This is a genomic window from Ruegeria sp. AM4 (assembly GCF_056540665.1).
In genome coordinates this window covers 838,958-856,614 of record NZ_JBQFXD010000001.1, presented here as the reverse complement: position 1 = coordinate 856,614, position 17,657 = coordinate 838,958, and the positions used below count along the sequence as shown (strand labels likewise).

Annotated in this window: 20 protein-coding genes and 1 tRNA gene; 10 read left to right on the top strand and 11 right to left on the bottom strand. The window is 59.2% G+C overall.

Annotated features, from left to right (window positions below; all coding sequences use genetic code 11):
• Positions 1-73: 73 nt before the first annotated feature.
• Positions 74-739 carry an ArsR/SmtB family transcription factor gene (locus tag ACR0JA_RS04245; protein WP_480570419.1) on the bottom strand — a complete coding sequence of 222 codons (666 nt, stop codon included), beginning with the start codon at positions 737-739 and terminating at the stop codon, positions 74-76.
• Between the two features lie 341 nt (positions 740-1,080).
• Positions 1,081-1,404, bottom strand: a complete 324-nt coding sequence (locus ACR0JA_RS04240; RefSeq protein ID WP_010440593.1) for a HesB/IscA family protein — start codon at positions 1,402-1,404, stop codon at positions 1,081-1,083.
• Between ACR0JA_RS04240 and ACR0JA_RS04235 the strand changes: the two genes are divergently transcribed.
• The 7 genes from ACR0JA_RS04235 (at position 1,403) to ACR0JA_RS04205 (ending at position 8,450) form a co-directional block, all read left to right on the top strand.
• Entirely contained in the window at positions 1,403-2,623 is a 1,221-nt protein-coding gene (locus tag ACR0JA_RS04235; RefSeq protein WP_480570416.1) for a deoxyguanosinetriphosphate triphosphohydrolase, read from the top strand. The genes ACR0JA_RS04240 and ACR0JA_RS04235 overlap by 2 nt on opposite strands.
• Positions 2,624-2,830: 207 nt before the next feature.
• The gene (gene argS / locus ACR0JA_RS04230; RefSeq protein ID WP_480570413.1) at positions 2,831-4,576 is read left to right on the top strand and encodes an arginine--tRNA ligase; all 1,746 of its coding nucleotides are present in this window, start codon (positions 2,831-2,833) and stop codon (positions 4,574-4,576) included.
• Between the two features lie 39 nt (positions 4,577-4,615).
• Positions 4,616-5,728 (top strand): SPOR domain-containing protein, encoded by a 1,113-nt coding sequence (locus ACR0JA_RS04225; protein ID WP_480570410.1) that lies wholly within the window; start codon positions 4,616-4,618, stop codon positions 5,726-5,728.
• Positions 5,725-6,732: a beta-N-acetylhexosaminidase gene (nagZ, locus tag ACR0JA_RS04220; RefSeq protein ID WP_480570407.1), complete on the top strand. Its 1,008-nt coding sequence runs from the start codon at positions 5,725-5,727 to the stop codon at positions 6,730-6,732. Before ACR0JA_RS04225 ends, nagZ begins: the two co-directional genes overlap by 4 nt.
• Positions 6,722-7,516 (top strand): segregation and condensation protein A, encoded by a 795-nt coding sequence (locus ACR0JA_RS04215; protein WP_480570404.1) that lies wholly within the window; start codon positions 6,722-6,724, stop codon positions 7,514-7,516. Before nagZ ends, ACR0JA_RS04215 begins: the two co-directional genes overlap by 11 nt.
• Complete coding sequence (gene scpB / locus ACR0JA_RS04210) at positions 7,509-8,156, top strand: SMC-Scp complex subunit ScpB (RefSeq protein ID WP_480570402.1); 648 nt, start codon at positions 7,509-7,511, stop codon at positions 8,154-8,156. The genes ACR0JA_RS04215 and scpB overlap by 8 nt, the downstream gene beginning before the upstream one ends.
• Before the next feature lie 63 nt (positions 8,157-8,219).
• Positions 8,220-8,450 carry a hypothetical protein gene (locus ACR0JA_RS04205; protein WP_480570399.1) on the top strand — a complete coding sequence of 77 codons (231 nt, stop codon included), beginning with the start codon at positions 8,220-8,222 and terminating at the stop codon, positions 8,448-8,450.
• A 7-nt stretch (positions 8,451-8,457) separates the two neighbouring features.
• On the opposite strand, the gene ACR0JA_RS04200 is transcribed toward ACR0JA_RS04205, so the two are convergent.
• The 8 genes from ACR0JA_RS04200 to ACR0JA_RS04165 all read right to left on the bottom strand — a co-directional run bounded on the left by ACR0JA_RS04200 (position 8,458) and on the right by ACR0JA_RS04165 (position 13,814).
• On the bottom strand, positions 8,458-9,534 hold the full coding sequence (locus ACR0JA_RS04200) for a 2'-deoxycytidine 5'-triphosphate deaminase (RefSeq protein ID WP_480570396.1): 1,077 nt from the start codon (positions 9,532-9,534) through the stop codon (positions 8,458-8,460).
• Between the two features lie 61 nt (positions 9,535-9,595).
• Positions 9,596-9,672: transfer RNA gene (locus ACR0JA_RS04195), tRNA-Pro, on the bottom strand.
• A gap of 62 nt (positions 9,673-9,734) precedes the next feature.
• Positions 9,735-10,343: a MerR family transcriptional regulator gene (locus ACR0JA_RS04190; RefSeq protein WP_480570393.1), complete on the bottom strand. Its 609-nt coding sequence runs from the start codon at positions 10,341-10,343 to the stop codon at positions 9,735-9,737.
• Positions 10,344-10,361: 18 nt separating this feature from the next.
• Positions 10,362-10,664, bottom strand: a complete 303-nt coding sequence (gene ihfA / locus ACR0JA_RS04185; protein ID WP_008755922.1) for an integration host factor subunit alpha — start codon at positions 10,662-10,664, stop codon at positions 10,362-10,364.
• A gap of 96 nt (positions 10,665-10,760) precedes the next feature.
• Positions 10,761-11,732 carry a beta-ketoacyl-ACP synthase III gene (locus ACR0JA_RS04180; RefSeq protein ID WP_480570390.1) on the bottom strand — a complete coding sequence of 324 codons (972 nt, stop codon included), beginning with the start codon at positions 11,730-11,732 and terminating at the stop codon, positions 10,761-10,763.
• A gap of 21 nt (positions 11,733-11,753) precedes the next feature.
• Positions 11,754-12,839, bottom strand: a complete 1,086-nt coding sequence (plsX, locus tag ACR0JA_RS04175) for a phosphate acyltransferase PlsX (protein WP_480570387.1) — start codon at positions 12,837-12,839, stop codon at positions 11,754-11,756.
• Positions 12,840-12,863: 24 nt separating this feature from the next.
• Positions 12,864-13,070 carry a 50S ribosomal protein L32 gene (rpmF, locus tag ACR0JA_RS04170; RefSeq protein ID WP_008756996.1) on the bottom strand — a complete coding sequence of 69 codons (207 nt, stop codon included), beginning with the start codon at positions 13,068-13,070 and terminating at the stop codon, positions 12,864-12,866.
• Between the two features lie 207 nt (positions 13,071-13,277).
• Positions 13,278-13,814, bottom strand: a complete 537-nt coding sequence (locus tag ACR0JA_RS04165) for a YceD family protein (RefSeq protein ID WP_480570385.1) — start codon at positions 13,812-13,814, stop codon at positions 13,278-13,280.
• A gap of 115 nt (positions 13,815-13,929) precedes the next feature.
• Between ACR0JA_RS04165 and ACR0JA_RS04160 the strand changes: the two genes are divergently transcribed.
• The 3 genes from ACR0JA_RS04160 (at position 13,930) to ACR0JA_RS04150 (ending at position 17,103) form a co-directional block, all read left to right on the top strand.
• Positions 13,930-14,373, top strand: coding sequence for an outer membrane protein assembly factor BamE (locus ACR0JA_RS04160; RefSeq protein WP_480570382.1), 444 nt, complete (start codon positions 13,930-13,932; stop codon positions 14,371-14,373).
• A gap of 97 nt (positions 14,374-14,470) precedes the next feature.
• Positions 14,471-15,226, top strand: coding sequence for a GNAT family N-acetyltransferase (locus tag ACR0JA_RS04155; RefSeq protein ID WP_480570379.1), 756 nt, complete (start codon positions 14,471-14,473; stop codon positions 15,224-15,226).
• A 68-nt stretch (positions 15,227-15,294) separates the two neighbouring features.
• Complete coding sequence (locus tag ACR0JA_RS04150; protein WP_480570376.1) at positions 15,295-17,103, top strand: ABC-F family ATP-binding cassette domain-containing protein; 1,809 nt, start codon at positions 15,295-15,297, stop codon at positions 17,101-17,103.
• On the opposite strand, the gene ACR0JA_RS04145 is transcribed toward ACR0JA_RS04150, so the two are convergent.
• A complete protein-coding gene (locus ACR0JA_RS04145; protein ID WP_480570373.1) occupies positions 17,100-17,648 on the bottom strand; it encodes a sugar O-acetyltransferase in 549 nt (182 codons plus the stop codon). The two genes, ACR0JA_RS04150 and ACR0JA_RS04145, sit on opposite strands and share 4 nt — an antisense overlap.
• Between the last annotated feature and the right edge of the window lie 9 nt (positions 17,649-17,657).

The following is a 17,657-nucleotide window of genomic DNA, read 5'->3' as shown; positions in this document are numbered from 1 at the left end:
CAACAGCGTTTTTGTTGGCATAGCCTCTATCGGCGCAGTTGCGGGAAAGGACGGTTCGCTAACGACCGAATTGTCAGACCCCAGTGTCGCCATCAATTGCTTGTTTACCCAGACCAAACCAGCGTTCCAACGCATCGAATCCGTTATCGGTGATGGTTAGGGCACGGCTACCAGTCCGACGCTGAAGCCATTGCTCTTCAAAGAACTTTGCCATCAGCGCCGTCGCAAATTGCCCGGAAATGTGATGCTTCCGCTCCGTCCAGTCGAGGCAGAGCTTTGCCGGAGGTTTGCCCGACGAAACTGACGAAGGCTCGATTCCGAGGTCTTCGAGAAACGCACGATAGCGCCGACCTGCCATCACAGCGTCATCTCGGAGGATCAGCACATCGAGCGAAATAAGACGCTCTTTCATCAAAACCCCGAGCCTGCCAGCGATATGATTGTAGCAGCTACGCGCACGCAGGGTATCCGTGGCGGCCTGTCCGGATCGAGATAGATGATCTGTCGGCGACAGGCTGGCATGTCCTTCGAGGACCTGGGCAACTTCGTCAGTCGCAATCCGGTGATAGACATACCGACCACTGCGCAACGAAGAAGTCAGACCGGTGCTTTCTAGTTGTTTAAGATGCCCGCTCGCTGTCTGTGGGCTAACATCGGCCGCGCAGGCCAGTTCCTTGTTCGTAAACGCGCGCCCATCCATCAACTCGCACAATATGGGGGAACGGCTGGGATCGGCCAACGCAGCTCCAATGATGTCCAGTCTCGGTTCGATTGCCATGTCGACAGACTAGAGCCAGAATGCAAACCGAGCCAGCATGAAAGGTTCGGTGACGGCCGAAGTAAGAAGCGAAAGCGGATATTAACCCAATGGCGGCAAAGTCCGCTCTTCCGCCATTAGGTCAGTAGTGCTTGATGTTTGGAGCAGTATTTCACGATGCAGCCCGACGATCGGGTTCAAAATTCTCAATGCAACGAGGCAAAGATGCGAGACGTTCCAAGTGACGCAGTTGCCAGAGAGTGGATCCCCACTTCGTCTCGCTGAAAATGTCTTGAGGGCGTGGGCGCTGGCCGGCCAGGTGATCACATTGAGAACGAGGTGCCGCAGCCGCAGGACGAAGTCGCGTTTGGATTCTCGATCACGAACCTTGCGCCGATCAGTTCCTGTGTAAAGTCGATTACCGCGTTTTCCAGAAACGGCAGCGAGATTGAATCGACGATAACCTTTTGGCCTTTGCCCTCCAGCACAAGGTCATCCTCTTTTGGTTTGTCCAGCGCGATTTCGTATTGAAAACCGGAACATCCGCCACCCTCAACGGCGACGCGCAGGGCTTGACCCTGATCTGCGGCGCCAATCTCGGCCAGCCGGTCGAAGGCGCGTTCTGTGACGGTTGGAGGCAGATTCATGCCGGACTCCAAAGGTTTATTTCCTCAGCACGGTACAATATATGAAATCAGAAGACAGGCGACAAGGATAAGACCATTGGAACGAGCGGGTTTTGCTTCGAACCCGGGCCGCGCACGTGGGCGGCTTGTGCCCGAAGAGGAAAGCAGTTTCCGATCGTGCTTTCAACGCGACCGTGATCGGATCATCCACGCCAGCGCGTTTCGGCGGCTCAAACACAAGACGCAGGTCTTTGTCGAACATGAGGGCGACAGCTATCGCACGCGACTGACACATTCCATCGAAGTGGCGCAGGTGGCGCGCACGATTGCGGGGGCGCTGGGGTTGAACCCCGAGCTGACCGAGGCTGTCGCGCTGGCGCATGATCTGGGGCACACGCCGTTCGGGCATACCGGCGAGGACGCATTGCACGCTTTGATGAAACCCTATGGGGGGTTCGACCATAACGCTCAGGCCATTCGGATCGTAACCAAGCTTGAGCGTCACTATGCTGATTTCGACGGCTGCAACCTGACTTGGGAATGTCTTGAGGGGATCGCCAAGCATAACGGCCCCGTCACGGGTCGGTTGCCCTGGGCCCTTGCGGAATGCAACAACGGCTTTGATCTGGAACTGCACACGCATGCCAGCGCCGAGGCGCAAGTGGCGGCACTGTCAGATGATATCGCCTACAACAATCACGACCTGTTGGACGGCTTGCGTGCCGGGTTGTTCACCGACGCGGAAATTGGCCAATTGCCCATCGTCGGCGCGTGTTACGCCGAGGTAGACCGCAAATACCCTAAGTTGGATCCATATCGCCGCAGGCACGAGGCGCTGCGCCGCGTGTTTGGTGTTATGGTCGCAGATGTCATCGACACTTCTCAGGCATTACTTGCCGGGTCCAACGCGCTGACGGTCGAAGATATTCGCCATCTGGGTTATCCGGTCATTCGCTTCTCGGCAGACCTGTGGGCGCAGCTAAAGGAAATCCGCGCCTTCCTGTTTGCGCGTATGTATCGCGCCCCCAGCGTCATGCAGGTGCGGGCTGAGGTCAGCAAAGTGGTCGAGGAGTTGTTTCCCATCTACCTCGACGATCCCAAACAGATGCCCGAGCGATGGCATGAGGATATTGAGGCAGCAACAGACGAAACGGCGCTGGCGCGGATCGTGTCTGACTATATCGCCGGAATGACGGACCGTTTTGCGTTGCAGGATCATGCACGGCTGTGTTCCGGCTGATCATTCCGTCGGTAGGACATTCTGCGGCAATGGTGATGCTCAATTCCAGTGTGCAGCCGCAATATCTATCGGTGTTCAAGCCGCATGGCCGCCTCTGGATCAGCGACGCGGCGCAATGCGGCGGTCGATCCGCGCCTAAACTGATCGCTTCCATTGACGTTGTCGCATTGCGTGATAAACCGCCCGACAAGCAAAAGGACATCCGAAATGAACCTGTTTTCCGAGATCCGCGGCCTCGTACTGGACGCGCTGACCCAGATGCAGTCCGACGGTGCTCTGCCCGAGGGGTTGAGCTTTGATAACGTGGCAGTCGAGCCGCCGCGCGACGCGGCGCATGGCGACATGGCGACCAACGCGGCCATGGTATTGGCCAAACCTGCAAAAATGAAACCGCGCGACATTGCGGATGTGCTGGCGGGCAAGCTGGCAAACGACAACCGCATTACCAGCGCCGAAGTTGCAGGACCGGGCTTTCTGAACCTGCGGCTGGCGCCGTCGGTCTGGCAGGGCGTTCTGGCAGCGGTGCTGGAAAAGGGCACCGACTATGGTCGCTCGACGATGGGGCAGGGGCAGAAGGTCAACGTCGAATATGTCTCGGCCAACCCAACCGGTCCGCTGCACGTGGGTCATACGCGGGGCGCGGTATTCGGCGACGCACTGGCGAGTTTGTTGGCGTATTCTGGCCATGACGTGACCCGCGAGTACTACATCAATGACGGCGGTGCGCAGGTGGATGTGCTGGCGCGGTCTGCTTACGAACGCTATCGCGAAGCCAATGGCCTGAGCCCGGAGATTGCAGAAGGTCTGTATCCTGGTGACTATCTGATCCCGATCGGCGAGGCGCTGAAAGAGAAATACGGCGACAGTCTGATCGACAAGCCCGAAAGCGAGTGGCTGGAAGAGCTGCGCGAGTTCGCCACCGATGCGATGATGGATTTGATCCGTGCCGACCTTAAGGCGTTGGGTGTCGAGATGGATGTGTTCTTCTCGGAAAAGTCGCTCTACGGCACGGGCAGGATCGAGGCTGCGCTTCAGTCTCTGACCGACAAGGGCCTGATCTACGAAGGCGTGCTGGAACCGCCCAAGGGCAAGAAGCCCGAGGATTGGGAGCCGCGCGAGCAGACCCTGTTCAAATCGACCGAGCACGGCGATGACGTCGACCGACCGGTAAAGAAATCGGACGGCAGCTGGACCTATTTCGCACCGGATATCGCCTATCACTATGATAAGGTGACCCGTGGCTTTGACGCGCTGATCGACGTATTTGGCGCCGACCATGGTGGCTATGTCAAGCGGATGAAAGCGGCGGTGTCGGCACTGTCCGATGGTAAGGTGTCGCTGGATATCAAGCTGACTCAACTGGTGAAGCTGTGGAAGAACGGCGAGCCGTTCAAGATGTCGAAACGGGCAGGGAACTTTGTCACCCTGCGCGATGTGGTTGATCAGGTGGGCCCTGATGTGACCCGTTTCGTGATGCTGACTCGCAAGAACGATGCGCCCTTGGATTTCGATTTCGACAAGGTGCTGGAACAAAGCCGCGAGAACCCAGTTTTCTACGTGCAATACGCCCATGCGCGGGTCATGAGCGTGTTGCGTCGCGCGGCCGAGGCCGGGATCAAGGCTGATGAAGCGACCCTTGCAGCCGCCGATCTGGGCAAGATTGACCACGCAACGGAACTGACTGTTGCCAAGAAACTGGCCGAATGGCCACGCCTGATTGAAATCGCGGCTCGCACGAATGAACCGCACCGCGTTGCCTTCTATCTCTATGAATTGGCTGGGGATTTCCACGCTTTGTGGAATAAGGGCAATGACGAAACCCAGTTGCGGTTTATCCAGGATGGCGATGTTGCCACAAGCCAGTCAAAAATCGCATTGGCCCGGGCCGTTTCTGTTGTGATTTCAGCGGGCTTGGGTATTCTTGGGGTCACTCCGGCGCAGGAGATGCGGTGACCAACACCGCCCGAACCGCCGGTCTGAGGCAGACAAGAAATGACCCGCGCGCAACGTTTTAAGGCGCAATCGGGCGGTGAGGCGGAAATGGCGAGTTACGATTACTCGGGGCAGGCGAGCCCCGAGCAGATGTATTACCCGAATCAAGCGCATCCCGAGGATGCGTATGACTATTCTGACGACATGCACGCGTATGACGACGCGCCGCGCGGCGTCGCAGGGCTTGGCCGCGTGGTCAACTTTCTGGGGGCTGCGGCCTCGCTGGCGCTTGTGGCGGGGGTCGGGGTCTGGGGCTACCAACTGGTTATGCGCGACGTCAGCGGTGTACCGGTTGTACGCGCCATCGAGGGGCCGATGCGTATCCAGCCTGAAAATCCGGGCGGGACTCTGGCCGATCATCAGGGGCTTGCCGTAAACACTGTTGCCGCCGAAGGGTCGGCAGCCGCGCCAGCGGATCGCCTGATCCTTGCGCCGCGGCCCGTTTCGCTGACGGATGAAGATACTCCGATGGGTGTTCTGAAGCCGACCAAAGCGGTGCATGTGGTCGAGGAAGAGATTACCCGGGAAGATGCCACGAAACTGCGGCAGAGCGCTGTTGACGCGCTGGTCGCAGAAATCGCAGGTGAGGCAAAGACCGATCCTGCGGTCGAGAGCGGCGTGCAGGTTGCCTCTCTGGCAATCTCGGATGACGAACCCGCCATCGATCCGGCTGATCTTGCCGCATTGCAGCCTGATCCGAAAATCGCAGCGTTGCCCGGCGTACGCCGTTCGCTGCGGCCAGTGACGCGCCCGGCGCGCGCAACGCAAAGCGGGATCGCCGCAAACAGCAACACCGAAGCGACGATCAATGCCGCCGTCAAAGCGGCTGCCGGATTGGATGTCGCACCCGACACGCTGGCCAAGGGGACGCGTCTTGCCCAGCTTGGTGCCTATGAAAGCACTGAGGTCGCCAAGTCCGAGTGGAACAGGATCTCTGGTCGCTTTGGCGATTATATGAATGATAAACAGCGCGTTATCCAGAAAACTTCAAGTGGTGGCCGCACATTCTATCGTCTCCGTGTTCTTGGGTTTGACGACCTGAGCGACTCGCGTCAGTTCTGTGCAGCGCTGGTCGCGCAAGGGGCAGACTGCATCCCGGTTGCCGTGCGGTGACGTTTGGTGCGGTGATCACCGACGCCGAAGGATTGCGCCTTTCGGCAGATGAAAAAGCCCTGTTTCGCCAGATGAACCCGTTCGGGTTCATTCTGTTTGCTCGCAATGTTGATACCGCCGATCAGGTCCGCGCCCTTTGCGATGACTTTCGCGATGCGGTCGGGCGCGAATGCCCGATCACCATTGATCAGGAGGGCGGACGCGTTCAGCGCCTTCGTTCTCCGTTGGCGCGCGAGTGGTTGCCTCCGCTAGACCACGCCGAGATTGCAGCTACGCAGGCCGAGCGCGCCATGTATCTTCGGTATCGCCTGATTGCTCATGAACTCCGGTCGCTGGGGATCGATAGCAACTGCGCGCCGATGGTGGACGTGGCCCGGCCCGAGACGCACGCTTTCCTACGCAATCGCTGTTATGGAAGTTCGGTCGAGCAGGTCGCGCAGATCGGACGGGCCGTAGCGCAGGCGCATCTGGATGGCGGTGTTCTGCCTGTGGTCAAGCACATGCCCGGACACGGGCGTGCCACGCTGGACAGCCATCACGAACCGCCACATGTCGACTTGCCACTCGAGGAACTGGAACTCGCGGATTTCGCGCCGTTTCGTGCGCTGAATGACTTGCCGATGGGGATGACCGCGCATTTGGTTTACGATCAGATCGACCCGCAGCCTGCAACGATTTCACCCAAGATAATCCGCTTGATCCGAGAACAGATCGGGTTTAGCGGGCTGATCATGACCGACGACATCTCGATGAAAGCACTTCGCGGCAACCCGGCCGAGGTGGCAGGAAAGGCTCTGGCCGCCGGGTGCGATGTTGTTCTGCATTGCAACGCATCCCTTTCGGATCGTGAGGCCGTACTGAACGCCGCAGGCGAGATGACCGATGCGGCACAGACCCGCGCAGAGCGGGCCTTGGCCATGCGCACGGCACCTCTGGCGCTTGACATTCAGGCCGCCGAGGCGGAACTATCTGCCCTCATGGGCGGGCAGGTATATGTCGGATAACCTTTTCAGCGAAGACCCGATCTCGGTCGCCGATCGTCTGGCCGCCGAGGCGCTGATCGTTGACGTAGACGGGTTCGAAGGCCCACTGGATGTGCTGCTGACTTTGTCACGCACACAGAAGGTCGATCTGCGAAAAATTTCGGTTCTGGCCTTGGCGCAGCAGTATCTGGCCTTTGTCGAACGCGCCCGCGCGCTGCGGATCGAGTTGGCCGCAGACTATCTGGTGATGGCCGCCTGGCTGGCCTTTCTGAAATCGCGCCTGCTGCTACCCCCTGATCCTGACGAAGAAGGGCCGACCGGCGAAGAACTCGCTGCACACCTTGCCTTTCAGTTGGAACGCCTGCAAGCCATGCGCGATGCCGCCGCGCGGTTGATGGCGCGCGACCAGCTTGGCCGCGATTTTTTCAAGCGCGGGCAGGGCGAAGACATCCGGCGTATTCGTACGGTCACATATTCGGCGACCTTGCTGGACCTGATGCAAGGCTACGCCCGCATTCGCACAAGGGACGAATTCCGCCCCTTCGTAATGGATCGCGACGCAGTCTTCACGATGGAGCAGGCACTGGAACGCATGCGCCCGCTGATCGGGTTTGCAGGAACCTGGACCGATATGGAGACCTATTTGCCTGACGGGTGGGAGAGTGATCCAGTGCGCAGGCGGTCTGCCACGGCGGCGACCTTCGCGGCCTCGCTGGAGCTGGTGAAAGAAGGACATATGGAGATCAAGCAAAGCGATACCTTTGCGCCGATCCAATTGCGCAAGAGGACAGAAACACGTGACTGACGCCCCAGAAGAGACCGGCACACTGTTCGAAGCACCGCCGCTGGCCGAGCAGGAGCGTATGGTCGAGGCGGTGCTGTTCGCCAGTGCAGAAGCAGTGACAATCGCCGACCTTGAGGCGCGGATGCCCCATGGCAGCAATGCCGCGCAAGCGGTTGAAATGCTTCAAAAACGTTATGAGGGGCGCGGTGTTCGCGTGGTTCAGGTGGGTGAGGCATGGGCCATTCGCACCGCGCCCGATCTTGGCTTTCTGATGCAGAAAGAGACGGTCGAAACCCGGAAACTCAGCCGTGCGGCCATCGAAACCTTGGCGATTGTTGCCTATCATCAGCCCTGTACCCGCGCCGAGATCGAGGAAATCCGCGGTGTGTCGGTATCGCGCGGGACCATAGATCAGCTGCTGGAAATGGAGTGGATCAGGCTGGGCCGCCGCCGCATGACACCCGGGCGTCCGGTGACGTTTGTAGTAACGCCGCAATTTCTGGATCATTTCGGGCTCGAGAATGCACGCGACCTGCCGGGCCTCAAGGAATTGCGGGCGGCGGGGTTGCTGGAAAATCGCCCGCCACCGGGGGCAGTGCCACTTGGGTCCTCAGAAGATCACGAAGACGAAGACCAATCGGAACTGTTCGAGGAAGAGTGATCGCGCAGCCCTTATGTTGCCGCAAGGACAACCTATCTAGGGTGTCAGAAAACGGAGACAACAATGAACGCCAACCGCATCATCGATATGATTGTTCGCCGTGTCATGCGCCGCCTTGTAAACAAGGGCGTGGACAAAGGATTTGATATGGCAAGCCGGACGGGCGGCCCGGATCAAGGTAAGCCTGACCCAGAAGCGAAACGTCAGATGCAGCAGACCGCCAAGAACCAGAAGCAGACGATGCGGCAGGCGCAGAGACTGACGCGCCAGGCGCGCAAGTTCATGAAATTCTGAGGGGTTATCATGCAGCTTTGAAGTGTTTTGATAGCTTCAAACCCTGTCCCTGGTAGTTTGATGCAATCCCAGCCCCGTAAAGCTGCGTGGGCAATTCTGCCATCTTCTCATACACCAGCCGTCCGACAACCTGTCCGTGTTCCAGCACGAAAGGCGCCTCGTGACAGCGGACCTCAAGCACACCGCGTGAGCCGGCACCACCCGCCGCAGCATGGCCAAAGCCCGGATCAAAGAACCCTGCATAGTGGACGCGGAATTCGCCGACCATCGCCAGATAGGGGGCCATTTCGGCTGCATACATCGGCGGAATATGCACGGCTTCACGGCTGACGAGAATATAGAACGCGCCCGGGTCCAGGATGATACGTCCATCCGTGGTGCGGACCTCTTCCCAGTAATCCTGCGGCGCGTACCCGCCGATGCGGTCCAGATCGATCACGCCGGTATGAGGCTTGGCGCGATAGCCCACCAGATCGGACTCGGGCAATTGCAGATCGACCGAAAACCCCAACCCGTCCTGAATAACGGCCGGACCATCAACCAAAGGTGAGTCGGCATGGAGCGCGCTTAGTTCATCATCGCTCAGAACCGCCTGACCCTGCCGGAACCGAATCTGATTCAGCCGCATGCCCGGGCGCACCAGGACCGAAAAAGAACGCGGGCAGATCTCGGCATAGAGAGGGCCAGTGTACCCCGCCGGAACACGGTCGAACTCGGCGCCGCCATCGGTGATAGTTCGGGTCAGCAAGTCCAGTCGCCCGGTTGAGCTTTTGGCGTTGGCCACTGCATTTGTTCCCGGGGGCAGGGCCAGAGATTCCATCAACGGCACCAGATAAACGCAGCCCTTTTCCAGAACGGCACCATCGCTGATGTCGATGCGGTGCATCTCAAATTCCGCCAGACGGTCCGCAACGCTGCGACCTTCGCCCGCAAGGAACGAGGCGCGCACACGGTAAGCGACTGTACCTAAACGCATATCCAGGCTGGCAGGTTGAATCTGTTCCGGAATGATCGCAGGTTGCGCGGTGATCTCACGCCGCTCGATCATTGCCTGTATCTGCTGGTTTGCGCATACGCCTGTCATTCCGATCCCCCCTGTTGCCAGAGCGGGATCTGGCCTATGTGCCATTTACGTCGGTGTGATTTGGTCGGGCTAGCAGGACTCGAACCTGCGACCTTCCGTCCCCCAGACGGACGCGCTACCAGGCTGCGCCATAGCCCGACGTTGCAGCGTTCATAAAGACTTTCCCGGCAGGGGCAAGAGGAAATCATCGCCTTTTTGTCTTATCCCGCGGCTTGTGCATCGACCCGGTTCAGCCAGACGCGCAGGTCCTTGGCGATGGGCGCGATCCGCGCCAGCAACGCGTCGTCGAATTCGGAGCGGTTCCAGGCCAAAGACGTGATACCACCCATAAGGGGGGCGGCGTCCACTTCATTTGCCTGCGGCGGTTCTGGCTGGCTGGCGACCGCTTCCGGCGCGGCGGCGGTGTCGGCAGTGCGCGCGGCCTGATCCGGAGGTGTGTCCAACTCCATCCGAATCTGCTCAGCCGCAGGTGCGGGTTTTGCGGAAAATGGCACAATGGTGTTGTCTGTTGCCACTTCTTCGGCTGCGGGATCGTCCAGACTGGGCGACAGCGAGGCAACATGAGCAACGCCCTGCTCCCGCAGGATACGCTGAACGCCCTTGATCGTGATTCCATCCTCGTGCAGCAGCTTTTTGATACCGCCCAGCAACCGCATGTCGTTGGGCCGGTAATATCGCCTGCCACCCGCGCGCTTTACGGGTTTGACCTGTGTGAAACGACTTTCCCAGAATCTCAGGACATGAGCCTGAACACCGAGCCAATCCGCAACTTCACTGATTGTGCGAAACGCGTCGGGGGACTTGCTCATCTTAACCGAACCTCGGGGTTATTTCCGGTTCCCGGCGGCGACGCGATCTTTCATCAGATGCGACGGGCGGAACGTCAGCACGCGGCGGGGCTGAATGGGCACTTCTTCACCGGTCTTGGGGTTGCGGCCTATGCGGGCTGTCTTGTCTCGAACGCTGAATGTGCCGAAAGACGATATCTTGACCTGTTCACCGCGCACAAGTGCGTCGGACATGTGGTTCAAGACGCTTTCAACCAGTTGCGCACTTTCATTGCGTGACAGCCCAACTTCGCGAAAGACGGCCTCGCTCAGATCCATTCGAGTCAGTGTTTTATCGCCCATGCTTATTCCCCTGTAGATATCAGAGCATAGGGTGAGGGGAAATTCGCTGTCAATATCAATGAATTGCGTGAGGGCACGTAAGCCGGATTGTGCCGGTTACCAGCGTAGGGCAACCGCACCCCAGGCCAGACCACCTCCGATTGCCTCGGTCACGATCAGATCGCCGGGCTTGATTTGGCCCCGGTCCCTGCCAACGGACATCGCCAGGGGAATCGATGCGGCGGACGTGTTGCCGTGATCCTGTACTGTTACCACGACCCGATCCATCGGCAGGCCCATCTTTTTGGCGGTGCCCTGAATGATTCGGATATTGGCCTGATGCGGAACGATCCAGTCGACATCGTCACCGGTCAGACCGGCGCGTTCCAGTGCAACTTCGGCGGTTCTTGCAAGTTTTTCAACGGCATGGCGGAAAACCTGATTGCCCTGCATGCGCAGGTGGCCCGTAGATTGGGTCGAAACCCCACCATCGACATAAAGCAAGTCCCTATAACGACCGTCGGAGTTGAGGTCGGTAGCCAGAATCCCGCGATCCTCCGAGGTACCTTCACCCTCCTGCAGTTCAAGAACCAGCGCGCCGGCCCCGTCTCCAAACAGAACGCAGGTCGACCGGTCGGTCCAATCCATGATCCGGGAAAACGTCTCGGCACCGATGACCAGAACGCGTTTGGCCTGACCAGAGAGGATCAGCGCGTTGGCGTTGCTGAGCGCATAGACGAACCCGGCACAAACCGCCTGAACGTCAAACGCAAAACCGTTGGTCATTCCCAAACGGGCCTGAACCATCGTCGCGGCTGAGGGAAAGGTCAGATCGGCGGTCGAGGTCGCAAGGACAATCGCGTCGATATCGCTTGCATCGAGGCCAGCATCTTTCAGTGCCGCCTGCGCGGCATGGGTTGCCAGATCAGAGGTCGTTTCGCCTTCTGCGGCAAAGTGGCGGCGTTCGATCCCGGACCGGGTTCGAATCCATTCGTCGGTCGTATCCAGACTGTTTTCAAATTCGGTGTTGGGGACAATACGCTCGGGCAAATAATGCCCAACACCTACAACAACTGAACGGCCTGCCATGCTTGGGTACTGCCTTTTTTATTATTCCGACTGCGATGCAGATTGCGCGGCATCTTGTGCAAGCGCGGCTGTGGATGCAACCCGTGCCGCCAATTTTTCAGAGAAGCCGGATTCGGCCAGGGTAAAGGCCAGCTTGACCGCAGCCGACACGCCGGTTGCGTCCGCACCCCCGTGCGATTTGATCACTGTGCCATTCAGACCCAGAAACACACCACCATTGACGCGGCGCGGGTCGATCCGCTTCTTCAGACGGTTCAGGGATGTGATGGCAAGGATCGAGGCCAACCGGGACAGGGGCGAATACTTGAACGCCTCGCGCAGCAGATCGCCGATCAGGCTTGCCGTGCCCTCGCCGGTCTTGATCGCCACGTTCCCGGTAAATCCATCCGTTACAATGACATCCGCCTTGTCGCCCGGTATGTCGCTGCCTTCCACAAAGCCCACAAACTCGAAGTTCGCCTGTTCAGCGAAATCCGTGATCATCGCGTGGGCTTCTTTCAACTCGGCACGGCCTTTGTGTTCCTCGGTGCCGACATTCAGCAAGCCGATCCGGGGGCGGGCCAGCGCCATGCCGTTCCGGGAGTACGAGGCCCCCATCAGCGCATATTGCAGCAAATCCTTGGCATCGGCGCGCACATCCGCGCCCACATCCAGCATGACGTTAAAGCCCTGCGGGTTGCGCGATGGCCACAGAATTGCAATCGCCGGTCGGTTCACGCCCGGCAATTTGCGCAGCCGCATCATCGACAACGCCATCAGCGCGCCGGTATTGCCGCAGGAGACGGCTCCATGGGCCTCGCCCTGACGGACCGATTCCAGAGCAGACCACATCGAGGTCTGCTTGCCATTGCGCACCACCTGGCTGGGCTTGTCCTCCATCGTGACCACGTCAGGGCAATCACGAAAAACGACGCGCCCTTCAAGGACACGCCGTTTGGCAACCAGTTTGCGCAGTACGGTTTCCGGCCCGTGCAGGACGAACCCGATCGTGGGGTTCTTGTCCGCAGATTTGGCTATGCCCGCGACAACGGTGGCGGGACCCGAATCTCCGCCCATCGCGTCAACCGAGATGATGATCCGTCCGGTTTGCGTGGGCTGATCCGTCATGCCTTGGCCTGCGTCCGATCAGGTTCAGGCCGCGTCTTCGTCCAGGTCGATTTCGTCGGCCTGCGCGACGACTTCGCGATCGTCATAGTGGCCGCAGGACGCGCAGACGTGGTGCGGGCGCTTCAGCTCACCGCAGTTGGGGCATTCGTTCGGGTTTGCAGCAACCAGAGCGTCGTGTGCGCGGCGGTTGTTGCGACGCGACTTGGAAACTTTGTTCTGTTGGACGGCCATGGTCTCAACCTTTGTCTATTTAAGGGCCAACAGATTCGCTGTGGGCCGGGTTTCATTCTTCGTTTTTCTCGTGGTTTGACGCGCGTTTAGGGTACATGCCCCACGTTGTCCAACCCAAATTCCGATGAGCGCGCGAAAATACTGCGATTCTCGGCATGTTCAAGCGATTTTTCTGAGCGCCTGCTATGACAGGAAATCAAACCTCTGTCACTTGTCTTTTTTCAATGCATCGCGCAATTCCGCCAACCCCGCGAATGGTTTGACGTCCTCGTCGGTCATCGCCTGTTTTCCGGGTTCGGTATAATCTGACGGTCCCAACTCAGCGCCGTCCTTTCGAGGATATTGGGGCAAGGCCAGCGAAAGCGCCTCGGCCATGACCGCAGATGGGTCGATTTCAGCGCCAAGGGCTTCGGTTTCGTCATCTTCGGGCATCTCAAACTCGGGTTCGTCCGGTTCGTCCCAATCGGCCAGAAAGACCCGGCGCACCGGGGCTTCGATCCGGGTTGTCACCGGCTCCAACGAGATCACGCAGGGTTGAACGACGGTTGCGCCAAGCTTGGCTGTCAGAACCCAGTCGCGCTTACCCTGCGCCTGCACAGACCCCACAAAGGACAGCTTGCGAAGACCCAGCAAGCCCAGGTCTTGTTTCAACACGTCCAGCTCGGCGGTTCCGGGGCGCAGTTCGAACGACGTGGCGGCGTTCTGCGAAAGATCCGCGACGCGCAAGGGGGAAGGTGTGGTCATTTTTGACCCTTTCTTTGTGTTGAACCACGGCAGCGGTTTCTGTAATCGGATAGAAGTCGCGCGCGGCCAAGACAAGAGGGTGTAGGTTTTGAAGGTGAAGAACAACATAAAACCGATGATCAGACTGCTGGCATTTGGCAGCATCCTGGCCGCGGTCGCATGCACCCCAATCGTCAAGAAACACGGATATATTCCGCCGCCCGAGGAATTGGCGGAAATCAAGGTTGGTGTTGATACCCGCGATACCGTGATCGAGGCTATCGGCGCGCCGACCTCGTCTGGTGTGGTGCGGGATTCGGACTATTACTATGTTTCGTCGCGCGTCCGTCATTACGGTCCCAAACGGCCCGAGGTCGTTTCGCGCGAGCTGGTGGCCATCAGCTTTGATCAGCGGGGGGTCGTGCGCAATATCGAACGCTTTGGCCTTGAAGATGGTATTGTCGTGCCGCTTGACCGGCGTGTGACGGATTCCAGTGTTCAGGACAAAGGATTCCTGCGGCAGCTGCTGGGCAATATCGGCAACTTCAACCCGGCGAATATCCCCGGCGTCAACAACTAAATCTCTGATTGGTCTTGCAGCTTCACGTGACGGTCACAATCTTTGTGCTAGGGACGTGGCAGAGACAAGCGGGTCGGCAACTGCGGAGTATGCGACCATGGTCAGAGCAACTGTGTTGAATGCCGAAGTGCTGAACCGGGGCCGCTATCGCGCCAGGCTGGCGCAGTCGGCGCGTGATATCGCGGCAGCCCAGAACCTCAGAACACGTGCCTTTGCCACCGATCAACTCGACCGGGATGAGTTCGATGCGCTGTGCGCGCATATTCTGGTTGAGGATATGCGCGAGGGTGGGCAGTTGGTTTGCTGTTTTCGGATGCTAACCATCGAAAGCGGAACACAGATCGCAGACAGTTACTCTGCCCGCTACTACGACCTTTCCGCGCTGCAGGGCTTTGGTGGGCGGATGGTCGAGATGGGGCGCTTTTGCGTTCATCCGGACTGGACCGACCCGGATATTCTGCGCGTTGCCTGGGGGGCGATGACGGCCTTTGTCGACCAGAACGATGTGCAGATGCTGTTTGGTTGCTCGTCTTTCGCGGGGACCGAAACCGAAGAATATCTGGATGCATTCGCCATGCTCAAGCATCGGCATCTGGCCCCGAAGCGCTGGCTACCAAGGGTCAAGGCGCCGGATGTGTTCAAGTTTGCCGCGCGCTTGCGCCGTCGGCCCGATGCGAAGAAGGCCATGCTCAGGATGCCGCCGTTGCTGCGCACCTATCTGATGATGGGGGGCTGGGTCAGCGACCATGCGGTCGTCGATCGGCACATGAACACGCTGCACGTGTTTACCGGACTTGAAATTGGCGCGATTCCCCCAGCCCGCAAACGTCTGCTACGGGCGGTAGTCGGGTGATTTGAGTATTTCAGAAAAGGTGAAGCCGGGGCGTTGACGCGTTCGTCTAGCCGGTTTAGCTGGCGGGCATGGCGAGAATTCCTTTGTTGCAGATGTCCGGTATTTCCCTGACCTTTGGGGGCGATCCGGTGTTTTCCGATCTCGATCTTGTGGTGCAGCCCGGTGATCGTGTCGCGCTTGTCGGGCGCAATGGCTCGGGCAAATCAACCTTGATGAAGGTGATGGCCGGTTTGGTCGAGGCCGATCAGGGCGACATTGTCATCCCCCCAGGAAAGTCCTTGGGTTATATGGAACAAGACCCCAGCATGCAGGGCTTTGCCACACTGGGTGACTATGCTGCCAGTGAGTTGGAACCCGGGGAGTTGTACAAGGTCGAACGCGCCGGTGAGGGGTTGAAATTCGACCCGTCACGCGCAGTCGAAACCGCCTCGGGCGGTGAGCGGCGCAGGGCGGCGCTGGCCAAGCTCATGGCCGAGGCACCGGATTTGATGCTGCTCGACGAGCCCACCAACCATCTGGATATCGAAGCGATCGCCTGGCTCGAGCATGAGTTGGGCGCAACCCGCGCGGGGTTTGTTCTAATCTCTCACGACCGCGCGTTTCTGCGCGCCCTGACACGCGCAACCCTTTGGATTGACCGGGGTATGGTGCGGCGGCAGGAACAGGGGTTCGAAGCTTTTGAGGCCTGGCGCGACAAAACCTGGGACGAGGAGGATCAGCAACGCCACAAGCTGAACCGCCTGATCAAGTCCGAAGCGCGCTGGGCCGTCGAGGGCATCAGCGCCCGCCGCAAGCGCAACCAGGGCCGAGTGCGCGCGCTGCAGGCGCTGCGGGCCGAACGTGCCAGTCAGATCAAGCGGCAGGGAACGGCGGCGATGTCGCTGGACGCGAGCTCCAAATCCGGGCGCAAGGTGATCGAAGCCAAAGGGTTGGCGAAACGGTTTGACGACAAGCAGATTGTGCGAAGCTTTGATCTGCTGGTGCAGCGCGGTGATCGAGTGGCCTTTGTTGGCCCGAACGGTGTCGGCAAGACGACCTTGCTGAATATGTTGTTGGGCCGCGAGACGCCGGATGAAGGCACGGTAACGCTGGGTACAAACCTCGAAGTTGCCGTGTTTGATCAGGCGCGCGCACAATTGGACCCCGAGATGACCTTGTGGGACAGCCTCACCGGCGATCCCGAAATGCGGGTCTCGGGCAAGGCAGATCAGGTCATGGTGCGGGGTGCGCCAAAGCACGTGGTCGGGTATCTCAAGGAGTTCCTGTTCGACGATCAGCAGGCGCGGGCCGCTGTCAAATCTCTGTCGGGTGGGGAAAAGGCGCGTCTGCTCTTGGCCAAGCTGATGGCCAAGCCGTCAAACCTGTTGGTGCTGGATGAACCGACAAACGATCTGGACGTTGAAACGCTGGATCTGTTGCAGGAGCTGCTGGATGACTTCGACGGCACCGTGCTGCTGGTCAGCCACGACCGCGATTTTCTGGACCGCGTTGCGACCACAACCATCGCGATGGAGGGTAATGGCCGCGCCACCGTTTATGCGGGCGGCTGGACGGATTATGTCACCCAACGAGGTGACGTTGCTGAAAAAAGTGAAGCAAAATCAAAGGCAACCAAGCCGAAAATAAAGCAGGAAGCAAAGCGGAAGACGGGCCTTTCATTCTCGGAAAAACACCGTCTGGAAAAACTGCCGGCCGAGATCGATCGGCTTGAAGCCGAAATAGCCAAACTGGAAGAGTTGATGTCCGACCCGGAACTGTTCACCCGGGAGCCGGTCAAATTCCAGAAGGCAACCGAAGCGCTGGTCGAACGGCAGGATAAGCTGTCAGCTGCGGAAGAGGAGTGGCTGACCCTCGAAGAAAAGGCCGAAGGGGCCTAGGATCGGACAGGACGCGCCGGATTGCCGACAACCGTCTGTCCTTCGGGAACGTTTTTGGTCACCACAGCTCCAGCGCCGACGATCGCATTGTCGCCAATCGTCACACCGGGCAGGATGATGGCGCCGCCACCAATCCAGACGTTGTTGCCGATCGTGACGGGCAGGGCGATTTCCAATCCCCGGGCGCGCTTGGCCGCGTCTTTGGCATGTTGTGCGCAATAGATCTGCGCATGTGGACCAAACATCGTGTCGTTGCCGATCTGGACGCGCGCGGTATCCAGCACAACACAGCCAGAGTTGAAGTACACGCGCTCGCCCAGATGGATATTGATGCCATAGGCGCAATGAAAGGGCGTCTCTAGAAGACATTCTGAGCCGGGATTGCCCAAGAGCGTACGCAGGGCCGGGGCCATGCCACCCCGCGCGTCGGGGTCGCTTGTATTGTGGGCGTAGACAGCGCGGCGGGCCTCTGCGCGTATGGCGTCAAGTTCGGGATCAAGGCAGCAATACCAAGTCCCGGCCTCCATTTTCTCGCGTTCGGTCATGTGATTGGT

Excerpts from the sequence above, each read along its gene's own strand:
- ihfA (WP_008755922.1), bottom strand. The coding sequence starts at position 10,664 with ATGGGCGATAAAACACTGACTCGAATGGATCTGAGCGAGGCCGTCTTT.
- ACR0JA_RS04150 (WP_480570376.1), top strand. The coding sequence starts at position 15,295 with ATGGCGAGAATTCCTTTGTTGCAGATGTCCGGTATTTCCCTGACCTTT.
- ACR0JA_RS04160 (WP_480570382.1), top strand. The coding sequence starts at position 13,930 with ATGATCAGACTGCTGGCATTTGGCAGCATCCTGGCCGCGGTCGCATGC.
- ACR0JA_RS04205 (WP_480570399.1), top strand. The coding sequence starts at position 8,220 with ATGAACGCCAACCGCATCATCGATATGATTGTTCGCCGTGTCATGCGC.
- ACR0JA_RS04240 (WP_010440593.1), bottom strand. The coding sequence starts at position 1,404 with ATGAATCTGCCTCCAACCGTCACAGAACGCGCCTTCGACCGGCTGGCC.
- rpmF (WP_008756996.1), bottom strand. The coding sequence starts at position 13,070 with ATGGCCGTCCAACAGAACAAAGTTTCCAAGTCGCGTCGCAACAACCGC.
- ACR0JA_RS04225 (WP_480570410.1), top strand. The coding sequence starts at position 4,616 with ATGACCCGCGCGCAACGTTTTAAGGCGCAATCGGGCGGTGAGGCGGAA.
- argS (WP_480570413.1), top strand. The coding sequence starts at position 2,831 with ATGAACCTGTTTTCCGAGATCCGCGGCCTCGTACTGGACGCGCTGACC.
- ACR0JA_RS04155 (WP_480570379.1), top strand. The coding sequence starts at position 14,471 with ATGGTCAGAGCAACTGTGTTGAATGCCGAAGTGCTGAACCGGGGCCGC.
- ACR0JA_RS04235 (WP_480570416.1), top strand. The coding sequence starts at position 1,403 with ATGCCGGACTCCAAAGGTTTATTTCCTCAGCACGGTACAATATATGAA.
- ACR0JA_RS04200 (WP_480570396.1), bottom strand. The coding sequence starts at position 9,534 with ATGACAGGCGTATGCGCAAACCAGCAGATACAGGCAATGATCGAGCGG.
- ACR0JA_RS04165 (WP_480570385.1), bottom strand. The coding sequence starts at position 13,814 with ATGACCACACCTTCCCCCTTGCGCGTCGCGGATCTTTCGCAGAACGCC.
- ACR0JA_RS04215 (WP_480570404.1), top strand. The coding sequence starts at position 6,722 with ATGTCGGATAACCTTTTCAGCGAAGACCCGATCTCGGTCGCCGATCGT.
- ACR0JA_RS04180 (WP_480570390.1), bottom strand. The coding sequence starts at position 11,732 with ATGGCAGGCCGTTCAGTTGTTGTAGGTGTTGGGCATTATTTGCCCGAG.
- ACR0JA_RS04145 (WP_480570373.1), bottom strand. The coding sequence starts at position 17,648 with ATGACCGAACGCGAGAAAATGGAGGCCGGGACTTGGTATTGCTGCCTT.
- ACR0JA_RS04190 (WP_480570393.1), bottom strand. The coding sequence starts at position 10,343 with ATGAGCAAGTCCCCCGACGCGTTTCGCACAATCAGTGAAGTTGCGGAT.
- plsX (WP_480570387.1), bottom strand. The coding sequence starts at position 12,839 with ATGACGGATCAGCCCACGCAAACCGGACGGATCATCATCTCGGTTGAC.